Annotated in this window: 12 protein-coding genes; 4 read left to right on the top strand and 8 right to left on the bottom strand. The window is 64.4% G+C overall.

All coding sequences use genetic code 11. The features are described 5' to 3' along the window. The 5 genes from JHD07_RS12375 to JHD07_RS12355 all read right to left on the bottom strand — a co-directional run. A partial coding sequence (locus tag JHD07_RS12375) for a Re/Si-specific NAD(P)(+) transhydrogenase subunit alpha (protein WP_291622393.1) occupies window positions 1–1,089 on the bottom strand: 1,089 nt, incomplete at its 3' end. A 137-nt stretch (window positions 1,090–1,226) separates the two neighbouring features. Next, window positions 1,227–1,379, bottom strand: coding sequence for an aa3-type cytochrome c oxidase subunit IV (locus tag JHD07_RS12370; protein ID WP_008546229.1), 153 nt, complete (start codon window positions 1,377–1,379; stop codon window positions 1,227–1,229). Between the two features lie 95 nt (window positions 1,380–1,474). Further along, the gene (locus JHD07_RS12365; protein WP_291622390.1) at window positions 1,475–1,870 is read right to left on the bottom strand and encodes a type II toxin-antitoxin system death-on-curing family toxin; all 396 of its coding nucleotides are present in this window, start codon (window positions 1,868–1,870) and stop codon (window positions 1,475–1,477) included. Window positions 1,871–1,881: 11 nt separating this feature from the next. Beyond that, a complete protein-coding gene (locus tag JHD07_RS12360; RefSeq protein ID WP_027545558.1) occupies window positions 1,882–2,106 on the bottom strand; it encodes an AbrB family transcriptional regulator in 225 nt (74 codons plus the stop codon). A gap of 99 nt (window positions 2,107–2,205) precedes the next feature. Then, complete coding sequence (locus JHD07_RS12355) at window positions 2,206–4,107, bottom strand: M3 family oligoendopeptidase (RefSeq protein WP_291622386.1); 1,902 nt, start codon at window positions 4,105–4,107, stop codon at window positions 2,206–2,208. A 127-nt stretch (window positions 4,108–4,234) separates the two neighbouring features. Between JHD07_RS12355 and JHD07_RS12350 the strand changes: the two genes are divergently transcribed. The 3 genes from JHD07_RS12350 to JHD07_RS12340 all read left to right on the top strand — a co-directional run bounded on the left by JHD07_RS12350 (window position 4,235) and on the right by JHD07_RS12340 (window position 10,140). After that, window positions 4,235–5,728: a sigma-54 dependent transcriptional regulator gene (locus JHD07_RS12350; RefSeq protein WP_291622383.1), complete on the top strand. Its 1,494-nt coding sequence runs from the start codon at window positions 4,235–4,237 to the stop codon at window positions 5,726–5,728. A 345-nt stretch (window positions 5,729–6,073) separates the two neighbouring features. Continuing rightward, window positions 6,074–8,251, top strand: a complete 2,178-nt coding sequence (locus tag JHD07_RS12345; RefSeq protein ID WP_291622382.1) for a L,D-transpeptidase family protein — start codon at window positions 6,074–6,076, stop codon at window positions 8,249–8,251. Between the two features lie 284 nt (window positions 8,252–8,535). Continuing rightward, entirely contained in the window at window positions 8,536–10,140 is a 1,605-nt protein-coding gene (locus JHD07_RS12340) for a DUF882 domain-containing protein (RefSeq protein WP_291622380.1), read from the top strand. A gap of 109 nt (window positions 10,141–10,249) precedes the next feature. Here the strand turns inward: JHD07_RS12340 and JHD07_RS12335 are convergent, their stop codons facing one another. The 3 genes from JHD07_RS12335 to JHD07_RS12325 form a co-directional block, all read right to left on the bottom strand. Continuing rightward, a complete protein-coding gene (locus JHD07_RS12335) occupies window positions 10,250–10,672 on the bottom strand; it encodes a DUF1801 domain-containing protein (RefSeq protein WP_291622378.1) in 423 nt (140 codons plus the stop codon). A gap of 101 nt (window positions 10,673–10,773) precedes the next feature. Next, a complete protein-coding gene (locus JHD07_RS12330; protein WP_008546273.1) occupies window positions 10,774–11,046 on the bottom strand; it encodes a DUF2312 domain-containing protein in 273 nt (90 codons plus the stop codon). Between the two features lie 194 nt (window positions 11,047–11,240). Continuing rightward, on the bottom strand, window positions 11,241–11,546 hold the full coding sequence (locus JHD07_RS12325; protein WP_291622374.1) for a DUF1244 domain-containing protein: 306 nt from the start codon (window positions 11,544–11,546) through the stop codon (window positions 11,241–11,243). Between the two features lie 165 nt (window positions 11,547–11,711). On the opposite strand from JHD07_RS12325, the gene JHD07_RS12320 reads away from it, so the two are divergent. Then, window positions 11,712–11,963 (top strand): DUF1036 domain-containing protein (locus tag JHD07_RS12320; protein WP_291622373.1); only part of this gene is annotated, 252 nt, incomplete at its 3' end.

Raw genomic sequence — 11,963 nt, 5'->3', positions numbered from 1 at the left:
GTCTTTCGTCAGCGCAGTGGCCTTGACCAGTTCGTCGTCCCAGTTGACGGCGAGCTTCTTCTCTTTCTTGTCGACCATGGTCTCGATGAAGGAGAACAGATTGCGGGCATAGAGGCTGGAAGCCGAAGCCGCAACGCGGCCGGCGACATTGGTGTAGCCGACGATCTTGATGCCATCGACATCCACGACCTCGCCCGGCTTCGCACCCTCGACATTGCCGCCACGCTCGACGGCGAGATCGACCAGAACGGAGCCCGGCTTCATCGAGCTGACCATCTCGGCGCTGACGAGCTTCGGCGCCGGCCGGCCCGGAATCAGCGCGGTCGTGATCACGATGTCCTGCTTCTTGATGTGCTCGGCGGTGAGCGCGGCCTGCTTGGCCTGGTATTCTTTCGACATTTCCTTGGCGTAGCCGCCGGCGGTCTGCGCGTTCTTGAACTCCTCGTCCTCGACCGCGAGGAATTTCGCACCGAGCGATTCCACCTGCTCCTTGGTCGCGGGACGCACGTCGGTGGCGGTGACCACGGCGCCGAGACGGCGCGCGGTCGCGATCGCCTGGAGGCCGGCAACGCCGACACCCATCACGAACACTTTTGCGGCCGGTACGGTGCCGGCGGCCGTCATCATCATCGGGAAGGCGCGACCGAAGGCCTCGGCGCCCTCGATCACGGCGCGGTAGCCGGCAAGGTTGGCCTGCGAGGACAGCACGTCCATCACCTGCGCGCGGGTGATGCGCGGCATCAATTCCATCGCGAAGGCGGCAACGCCGGCATCAGCCATCGTCTTCAGCGCGGCCTCGTTGCCGTAAGGGTCCATGATGGCGATGACGTGGGCGCCGCGCTTGTACTGCGGCAGCTCGGACGCCTCCGGGCGTTTCACCTTGATGACGATGTCGGCGTCCTTCAGCGCGTCAGTGCTGACGGTGGCACCAGCCGCGGTGAATTCGGAATCCGGCAGGCCCGACTTGATGCCGGCACCCGGCTCGACGGCGATCTCGGCCCCGAGCGCCCTAAATTTCTTCACCGTATCGGGCGAAGCGGCGACGCGCGGCTCCGACGGATCGACTTCCTTGGCAACGGCGATCTTCATAATCCCTCCGGCGACGCGGGAAAAAGCGCGCACGCGAACTTAGCGTTACTCCCGCAACGTTGGATACCGGTTTTGAAACCGGCTTGAATGCAAATTTTATGAGCACCGTCGACGCTGGCGGTGCGGCAGTCGATCGATCAGGTGAGGAAGATCGCCATCAGGATCACGATGAGCGCGACCGAGACCGTGCCGTACTTCACCAGCTTGATGAAGCCCTCGTAGGTCTGCTCGTGCGCAACATAGTCGTTGCCGTCGGCGGTGGTGTAGGCCACTTCGCTATGGTCAGCCATGGATGTCCCCAGTCGAAAGTCGAATTCTCAGGCTGGGATACCTTAAAGATTTGAACAGGGCAACGGCACCAGGGCGGAGTTTCCCGCAAATCGGGTCATTTGGAATTCCAATTGTCGCGGATCCAGCGGACGAGGCTCTCCTCGCTGACTTCGCCGGCGGCGAGAGAGAGTATGATGGTCGTCGCTTCCGCCGGATCGGGACTGAACGCCACGCCATTCTTGTGCAGAAAGACCATCATCGCCATGAAGGCAATCCGCTTGTTTCCATCGACGAACGCATGATTCTTCGCGAGCCCGAACGCATAGGCTGCGGCAAGCTCGTCCAACGACACCTGCTCGTACCGCCATTTGTTGATCGGGCGATCGAGCGCCGACCGCAACATGCCTTCGTCACGCAGCCCAGGCGCGCCTCCGAAGCGTCGGAGTTGCCGGCTATGAATGGCGACGGCCTGCTCGTAAGTAATCCAGAGCGGCTCCTGAGGATCGCTCATTGCACAACCAACTATTTCGCAAGCGCCGCGAGCGTGTCGCGATACTTGTCCATCACCTCGTCGGCGATTTCCATCGTCCGCTCGAAGTCGGGATCGTAGGGCAGGGCCTGGAAGCCACCGCCCGGCAATTCCACGATGTGCAATTGCTGACCACGCTTGAGATCGAGCCGTTGCATCAATTCACGAGGCAGCAGCAGTCCGTCGGAATTGCCAATCTTCTTGATCTCGATCTTCATGGCACGGCTCCAGCGAGTTATACATATGTATAACATCGCCCAAGGTTTAGTTCAACAGATGTTTTACGTGCGCTCCATCCCCAAAAGCGCCCAAGCACCTCAGCCCATCGCCTCGAGCTCGTCGATCATGCCTGCGATGACGCTGAGCCCGCCGTCCCAGAACTTCGGATCCTTGGCATCCAACCCGAACGGGCGCAGCAGCTCGGAATAATGCTTGGTGCCGCCGGCGGCGAGCATGTCGAGATAGCGCTCGGCAAAGCCCTCATTCGCGTTCTCATAGACGGCATAGAGCGAGTTCACGAGGCAGTCGCCGAACGCATAGGCGTAGACATAGAACGGCGAGTGGATGAAGTGCGGGATGTACATCCAGTAATTCTCGTAGCCCGCCTTGATCTCGATCGCGGGCCCCAGGCTCTCGCCCTGCACCGACAGCCAGATTTCGCCGAGCCGCGTCGCGGTAAGTTCGCCGTTCTTGCGCTCGGTGTGGACGGCGCGCTCGAAGGAATAGAACGCGATCTGCCGCACCACGGTGTTGATCATGTCCTCGACCTTGCCGGCGAGCAGCGCCTGCCGCTGTTTGGCGCTCTTGGTCTGCGCCAGCAGCCGCCGGAAGGTGAGCATCTCGCCGAACACGCTCGCGGTCTCCGCCAGCGTCAGCGGCGTCGGAGCCATCAGGGCGCCGTTCTTCGCGGCGAGCACCTGGTGCACGCCATGGCCGAGCTCGTGGGCGAGCGTCATCACGTCGCGCGGCTTGCCCTGGTAGTTCATGAGCACGTAAGGATGCGCCGACGGCGTGGTCGGATGCGAGAACGCCCCGGGCACCTTGCCCGGCCGCACCGGCGCGTCGATCCAGCGATCGGTGAAGAAGCGCTCGGCGATGTCGGCCATTCTGGGCGAGAAGCCGCGATAGGCCGTCAGCACCATGCTTCGTGCCTCCGGCCAGGCGATGACATCGGTTGCCGCAAAGGGCAGCGGCGCGTTGCGGTCCCAATAAGCCAGCCGCTTCTTGCCGAACCACTTCGCCTTGAGCGCATAATAGCGATGCGACAGCTTCGGATAAGCCGCGCGCACCGAGGCGACCAGCGCATCGACCACCTCGCGCTCGACCCGGTTGTTGAGATGGCGGGAATCCGCGACGTCCTTGAAGCCGCGCCAGCGGTCGGAGATGTCCTTGTCCTTGGCGAGCGTGTTGGTGATCAGCGCAAAGGTGCGCTCATTGGCCTTGAAGGTCTTCGCCAACGCCTCTGCCGCGCTCTTGCGCTTGGCGCCGTCGCGGTCCTGCAGCAGATTCAACGTCGGCTCGATCGCGAGCTCCTTAGGCCCGACCTTGAAGCGCAGGCTCGAGATGGTCTGGTCGAACAACCGGTTGAAGGCTGAATAGCCGGTCTGCGCCTTCTCCAGGAAAAGCTGCTCGAGCTTGTCGTCGAGCTGGTACGGCTTCTCCTTGCGCAAATCCTCGATCCAGGGGCGATAATGCGCAAGCTCGGAAGCCTGCATCGCCCGGTTCAAAATATCGTCATCGATCCGGTTCAGTTCGAGCGCGAAGAACAGCAGATGCGTGGACGCCGCCGTCAGGCGCTCGGAAACGTCGCCGTAAAACTTTGAAATCGCAGGGTCCACGCTGTCCCCGGCATGAACGAGACCGGCATAGGAGCCAAGACGGCCGGCGAGATCGTCGATCGCCTCATAGCGTCGCACCGCTTCGGCGAGCCATTTTCCGCCATCTTCGTTTGCTGTCCCTGTCGCCAGCTTGCCCTTGTAGTCGGTCTCGAAGGCGACGCAGTCGGCATCCATCTTTTCGAGATCGCGCGCCACCTCGGGCGCGTCGATCCCGGAATAGAGATCGCCAAGGTTCCACTCCGGGAGCTTGCCGGTTTTGCTCGCAGGCCTTGCGGCCGAAGATCTGGAGGGCTTTGCCTTGGCGGCAGATTTCTTGGCGGACGTCTTCGGAGATGTCTTGGCGGCAGGCTTGCGGAGAGCAGACTTGGAGCGCGAAATCATTGTGTGGGAAACCTGTGTTCAACAATCGCGACGGCGGGCGGGGGCATCAAGGTTTAAGCGTGCGTTAATCGGCTTCGGCCAGAGTGCCCCGATTCGAGACAGATAGTAGTAGCGTGCGGGGAACACCATGGCTGCCAGTATTTTGATCGCCGACGACGACGCTGTAGCCCGCCGGCTGATCGAGAACATGGTGCAGAAATGCGGCTATGAGACGGTGGTGGTAGACTCCGGCGACGCCGCCATCGCCGCCCTCACCGCTCCCGACGGTCCGGCTGTCGACGGCGTCGTCCTGGACCTCGTGATGCCCGGCCTCGACGGCATGGGCGTGCTGGCGAAAATCCGCGAAGCCGGCCTCAGCATCCCCGTCATCGTGCAGACCGCCCATGGCGGCATAGACAACGTGATCTCGGCAATGCGCGCGGGCGCGGCCGATTTCGTCGTCAAGCCGGTCGGCATGGAGCGGCTCCAGGTCTCGCTTCGCAACGCGCTCAACACGTCCGCGCTCAAGGGCGAATTGCAGCGCATCCGTCACAGCCGCGAAGGCCGGCTGACCTTCTCCGACATCATCACCCGCGCAGAGGCAATGACCCCGGTGATGCGCGCCGCGCAAAAGGCGGCGAATTCCGCGATTCCCGTGCTGATCGAGGGCGAGTCCGGCGTCGGCAAGGAAATGTTCGCGCGCGCCATCCACGGCAGCGGCGAGCGCAAGGCCAAGCCGTTCGTCGCGGTCAATTGCGGTGCGATTCCCGACAACCTCGTCGAGTCCATTCTGTTCGGTCACGAGAAGGGCGCCTTCACCGGCGCCACCGAGCGGCACATGGGCAAGTTCGTCGAGGCCCATGGCGGCACGCTGTTTCTGGACGAGGTCAGCGAGCTGCCGCTGACTGCGCAGGTGAAGCTGCTGCGCGCGCTGCAGGAAGGTGCCGTGGAGGCCGTCGGCGGCCGCAAGCCGGTCAAGGTCGACGTCCGCATCATCTCGGCAACCAACCGCAAGCTGCTGGAGCGGGTGAAACAGGGGCATTTCCGGGAAGATCTGTTCTATCGGCTGCACGTGCTGCCGGTGACGATCCCCTCGCTCCGCGCCCGGCGCGAGGACATTCCGCATCTGCTCAGGCATTTCCTGGCGCGGTTTTCCGCCGAGGAGAACCGCCCGATCAGCGGCATTAGCGGCGAAGCGGTGGCGCACCTGGCCCAGCTCGACTGGCCCGGCAACATCCGTCAGCTGGAGAACGCGGTCTACCGCGCCGTGGTGATGAGCGACGGCGACCAGCTCGAGCTGGACGATTTCCCCCTGCTCGCTTCGCAGCCGCATCCCGTCACGGATATTCCGACCGCCCCGCTGATGCTCGAGCCGACAATGCCGTCCGTGGTATCGGGTAGCGAAATACCAATCGCGCCGCTCCCCGCCGCGGGAACTCTCGCCATGCTCACCGCCACCGGTGATGTCCGCTCGCTGGAGGAAATGGAGAACGAGATCATTCGCTTTGCGATCTCGCACTATCGCGGCCAGATGTCCGAGGTGGCTCGCCGCCTCAGAATCGGCCGGTCGACGCTCTACCGCAAGCTCGACGAAGCCGGGGTTCCCGGTCATGGCGGCAAAAGCGGCGAGGAGACGCACTGAGCCTCATGCAAACGGGCCGTCCGCGGACGATGCCAAGCCGTTGTAAGCTGTTCGCATGACGATGGAATTCGACGGCGGATTGAACCGTGACCTGGAAGTGACAGACACAGGAAAAGCGCGCGGCCGAAGCGCACAATCCGTTGCCAAGAGGCTCCCTTGAAGTCAGTTTGTCGTGAGTTGTCCCCGGTAGCGCTGGCTGCAAAATCGGGGCCTGTATATCGTCTGCGTCAGAATCGTTGCGTGCAGGCGTGCAACTTTCGAGGGGCCGGCGCGGTTTAGCCGAAACTCATTAGGCGATAACAGAGCTGTTCCCCGAGGGGCAGCTTACCCGAGGGGTGCGACACAATGCGTGACTGTTTGAATCACCGTGCGGGCTTTGACCGTGTCTTGATGACGGTCGCGGCAACCTTCCTCACGGTGTCGGCCAGCTCAGCCCTGGCGCAGGACCAGGCCCGCAGCAGCGCCGCCGAGCTCGCGATCGAAGCCGCGATCCCGCGCCCCGAGCCCGCAAACGTCCCGCCTCCGGCCGCCTCAGACATCAAGCTCGACACCACCGCGACGCTTCAGGATGCAGCCAAAGAGCCCGCGAAGGCTGAAGCCGCACCGGCAACGGACAATGTCGAGCCGAAGCCTTCCGGCGTCGCGACCACGCCCGCCGCCGAGGCGCCGAAGAACGAGACCGTGAAGACCGAGCCCGCGAAGTCGGAGCCCGCCAAGGCCGATACAGCGACCGCCCCGGCTGCGCCTGCGGCAGCTCCGGCCACCGAGCCGGTGAAGGCCGCGAGCAACGTCCCCGCGGCCGACCAGCCGGTCGCCGACAGGCTGAAGGACATCATCGGCGCCAAGACCTCGCGGCATTTCGACCGCAAGAACGAGCGCGCCGCGGTCGAGAAGTTCTACGGCGCGCGCGATTTCGCGCCGGTCTGGACGCAAGGCGGCAGCGTGACGCCGGCAGCCAAGGGCGTGATGGCGCGGCTGAAGGACGCGGCCTCCGACGGCCTCAATCCGGCCGACTATCCGGTGCCGGATTTCGCCGCCGCCACGACGCCCGACGCACTTGCCGATGCCGAGCTCAAGCTCACCGCGAGCATGTTCGACTATGCGCGCCATGCCCAGAGCGGCCGCATGCATTGGTCGCAGGCCAGCGGCGACATTCTCTATCCCGAGCATCCGATCGACCCCAACGAGGTGCTCGCCAAGGTCACAACCGCGGCCGACGCGTCCGCAACGCTCGACAGCTACAACCCGCCGCACAAGCTCTACAAGGAGTTGAAGGCCAAGCTCGCCGAGTTGCGCGGCCAGGGCAGCGGGCCGGTGGTCGAGATCGCCGACGGCCCTGCGCTGAAATACACTCCGGCCACCAAGAAGCAGGCCGAGATCGTCGTGGAAGATCCGCGTGTGCCGCAGCTGCGCGCCAAGCTGGGCCTCGCCGAGCACCCCGGCGACACCCGCTATGACGCCGGCGTCGCCGAAGCCGTGCGCAAGTTCCAGAGCAATGCCGAGATGAAGGCGACCGGCATCCTCGACGACAAGACCGTCAAGGCGCTCAACACCCCCAAGCGCGACAAGCAGATCGACGTGGTGCTGGTGAACATGGAGCGCTGGCGCTGGCTGCCGCGCGACCTCGGCGCCCCCGCGCTGGGCGATGCCTATGTCATCCTCAACATCCCCGACTTCACGCTGAAGGTGATGCAGCGCGGCCAGCAGGTCTGGACCACCCGCGTCGTCACCGGCAAGCCGGGCAAGCATGCGACGCCGCTGCTCACCGAGACGATGAAGTACATTACGGTCAATCCGACCTGGAACGTGCCGCCGTCGATCGTCTACAACGAATACCTGCCGGCACTGCAGCAGGACCCGACCGTGCTTCAGCGCATGGGCCTCAGGCTCGAGCAGAACCGCGACGGCTCCGTGCACATCTCCCAGCCGCCCGGGGAAGCCAATGCGCTCGGCCGTGTCCGCTTCAACTTCCCGAACAAGTTCCTGGTCTATCAGCACGACACGCCGGACAAGCATCTGTTCGCCAAGGAAGAGCGCGCCTTCAGCCATGGCTGCATGCGCGTGCAGAACCCGGACCAGTACGCCTCCGTTCTGCTCAACATCGTCATGCCGAACGAGAAGTACACGCCGGAGCGTATCCGCAGCATGTACGGCAAGAGCGAGATCGACCTGAAATTCCCGACCCCGATCCCGGTCAACATCACCTATCAGACCGCGTTCGTGGATGAGGCCGGCAAGCTGCAATTCCGCAAGGACGTCTATGGCCGCGACGCCGTCATGATCAACATCCTGAAGAACAGCCGCGGCAAGGATCTCGAGAACGTGGTCGCGCACTCGCAGCCGAGCTATTCGCGGCCGGCAACGACGCTGCCGGCGGGGGTTGCCGTGGCGAACAATGGCGGCGGCTTCGGCTCGTCCGGGCCGAACTTCTTCGAGCGCCTGTTCGGGGCGCCGACCCCGGCCGCGCCGCCGGCCCCGGTCGGCAGGCGGCCGCAGCAGCAGCAGCGGGTGTTTACCCGCTGACGCATGGCCGAAGCACGATCTCTCGAAATTCTGCAATGAAATCAGCGACCCCATCCCCCGATGGGGTCGCTTAGTGTTAACCATGTCCCACCATCAACGTGGGCAGCGGGCGTTTTTTTGCCACAGTCAACCGCTTAGGATCGTACTCTGACTTGGTTTTGGGGGCGGGAAGGTCAACCTCGAATTAACCTTCTCGCTTTAAGAAAGCGTTCATCCTCTTTCGCGCTGCTACGGGGTTGGCGGGAGAGTCCATTTGAACGCTCGTCGACTGGGTGGGCTCATACGTGCTGACTGGTCTCGCACGCAAATTCGCTGTGCTGTCGTTGTCCCATGCGGGCGTGAAGGCCGGATCCAGGATCGGCCTCGCTGCCGCATTACTGCTTGCCGCCGCGGGCTCGGTTCATGACGCCGCCGCGCTGAACGAGACCAAGACGCTTTCCTTCCACCACACCCATTCCGGCGAGGACCTCACCGTCACGTTCAAGCGTGAAGGTCGCTATGACGAGGCGGCGCTGAAGCAGCTCAACCACTTCCTGCGCGACTGGCGCACCCAGGAGCAGACGGTCATGGACCGTCGCCTGTTCGACATCCTCTGGGAAGTCTATCGCGACGTCGACGGCAAGCAGCCGATCCAGATCATCTCCTCCTATCGCTCTCCCGCCACCAACGCCATGCTCCGCCGCCGCTCCTCCGGCGTGGCGCGCTCCAGCCAGCACATGCTGGGACATGCGATGGACTTCTACATTCCCGGCGTGCCGCTGGAGCAGATCCGCTTCGCCGGCCTGCGCCTGCAGCGCGGCGGCGTCGGCTTCTATCCGACCTCCGGCTCGCCCTTCGTGCATCTCGACACCGGTAGCGTCCGGCACTGGCCGCGCATGACGCACGACCAGCTGGCCCGCGTCTTCCCGGACGGAAAAACGGTGCATCTGCCGACCGATGGCGTTCCGCTGAAGAACTATGAGCTCGCCAAGGCCGAGATTGAGCGGCGCGGCAGCGGCGACGATTCCGGCAGCACGCCGAATTTCTTCGCCGCCCTGTTCAAGAGCAAGTCGGCAGCTCCGGCGGCCAGCGACGAGGATGACGAGGGCGCGCCGGCCCCGGCCGCAAAGCCGGCGGCATCGACGATCGTCGCAGCCGCGGCCAAGCCCGCCGAGCCGGTGCCGACGCCCCGCGCCAAGCCGCAGATCGCCGCAACCCTCCAGCTCGCCTCGGCCGATGCGCAGATCGTTGCGCCGCCGAAGCCCAAGCCCGCTCCCGTGGCTGACAAGCCTTCACCCGGCAAGCCAGAGACGCCGGCGGACATCATCAATGCCCGTGGGTTCTGGGATGATGTTCCGGCCGCGCCGCAGCAGGCGACGCCGGCGCAGATCGCCGCGCTGAAGGCGCGCCAGGCGCTCGCCGCAGCCACAGATCCGCAGCCAACCGCAAGCGTCTCCAGCGCAACCCTTCAGGCGCTGGCTTACGCGCCGGCCGCCTCTCCGGTCGATCGCGCCAATGTCGTCGTCGCCTCGGCGCCGATCGCGCGCACCGCCCGCCCCGCCGCCTCGTCCCGCACCATGGCTCAGGCAACCGAGATCAACACGGTGGTCGGCAAGAGCATCGACGGCAGGATCGCAACCGCCACCCGCATCTCCGCGGCGAGGAGCGAGAGCATCTGGCTCAAGATCGTGATGCTGTCGCCGAGCGCCAGCCGCGCGATGTCGGTGACGCTGATGGGCGAGCTGGATACGGCGGCCCTGCGCGGCTATTTCGTCAAGCCGCAGGCCGTGATCGCGATGGGCTTCTCCGAGGACCCGATGCCGGGCCTGTCGTGCGACAGCTTCTCGGGCAGCGCGACCGCAAAGCTCCAGACGACGTCCTTCTTGGTGCGAACTGCCGCGCTGCGCTGATAGACGCGGCTGTTTCCAAGAGCTCGGTTTCATGGCCGGCTGTTCGGAGCGGCATCCGGGAAAGTGGCGCGCGCCCGAGACATCCCGGATATCGCTTCGCTCATCCGGGCTACAAGTGCCTCCCGCGCCTGTCGAGATGATAGGTCAGCGCCAGCGACAGGCAGACCGCAAGCTCCTGCTTCGGCAGCTTGCCCGTCACGGGCAACAGTAACGCCCGCGTCTGCCGGTACCCGAATTGATCGGGAAAACGCTCGCGAAAGGTGTCGACCAGCGTCGTCCTGCAGTTGAAGAGAATCGCGGCGTTCTCGGAGCCCTTCAGTCGACCGAGCCGGATGGTCGAACCGCTGCCGGTCTTCTCCGTCACATAGGCAGGTTCGCCCCATTTCAGCGTTTCGGTGAGGGGGCCGACATCGTCATGCGCAGCGGCGGTCTTGAAGATCAGCTCGCGCACCTGGAGCAGCCGCCTGCCGATCGGGGCCGGAAGAGCATTGAGGGCACGGCTCACCTCGCGCGGCAATGGCGGCGTCGTCACGGCGGGCTCCGTTCACAGACGAAGGGAAACATCGCCGATTCGTAGCCCGGATTTCGGATCGCTCCACCCGGGCTACGGCAGGGTACCTGAGGCGATGCGCCTCAAATCATCCCCAGCGCCTGCATGTAGGTCTCGAGAATGGTCTCGGCCTCGGCGCGCTCGTTGGGGTCCTGCTTGCGCAGGCGCACGATGGTGCGCAGCGCCTTGACGTCGTAGCCGTTGCCCTTGCTCTCGGCATAGACGTCGCGGATGTCGTCGGAGATCGCCTTCTTCTCTTCCTCCAGCCGTTCGATGCGCTCGATGATGGATTTGAGCTGGTCCTTGGCAAATTTCGTCGCGGGCTCGTCGTCGCGGACGGCGGCGGAGGTGGCCATCTAGGTACTCCCAATGAACTGGCAAAACGAGGTGACGCCGGCATCCCTCACCGCGCGTGCTGGCAGAACCCTTAGGGTTGGCGCCGCCGGCGTTCAAGCAAGCATCGCGCTCGTCCACAGAGCGCCCACACCTTCCTGCGGCGCGCCGAAGAAAGCTGTTGTGTGGTGCGACTCAGCAGGCAGCTCTTGGCCCCTCAATGCCCGTGCGGATGGACCTTCTTCATCGCCTCGAGCTGCTCGGGCGTCGCCGTGCCCTGATGCTTGGCCTTCCAGGCCTCGTAGGGCATTCCGTAGACGGCCTCCCGGCTCTCGTCCTTGCTCAAGGGCACGCCCTGGGCGTCCGCGGCGTCCTTGAGCCAGTTGGACAGGCAGTTACGGCAGAAGCCGGCCAAATTCATCAGGTCGATGTTCTGGACGTCCGTCCGGCTCCGCAAATGGTCGACGAGGCGCCGGAAGGCGGCCGCCTCGAGCTCCGTTCTGGTCTTGTCGTCGATTGCCATGGTTGTCTTCCCTAGGGCCATCCTGTCGCGGTCACCCTTACGGGATCAGGTGGGTCCTGTCACAGATTTTGCCATATCACGGCGCAAAGGGGCCAAAGCCCGGCGAACGGGCAGTTCCCCGGCCCTGCGCCAAATCGTCAATGATCTGGTATAGCTTCCGCGACAATGATTGCCGAATCTCTCCGCTTCCCGTTTCGCCTGCTCGCCCGGTTGATCCCGGTGCTGGTGGTTGCGCTGCTGTGCCTCTCCGCCAGCCCGGCCTCCGCGGATTTCCGCCTCTGCAACAACACGTCGAGCCGGGTCGGGATCGCGCTCGGCTACAAGGACGCCGAGGGCTGGACCACCGAGGGCTGGTGGAACATCTCATCGCGCTCCTGTGAGACGCTGCTGCGGGGCACCCTCGTCGCCCGCTACTAT

This window comes from Bradyrhizobium sp., from assembly GCF_016462955.1.
Lineage (GTDB): Bacteria > Pseudomonadota > Alphaproteobacteria > Rhizobiales > Xanthobacteraceae > Bradyrhizobium.
This window is presented reverse-complemented; position numbering and strand designations above follow the sequence as displayed.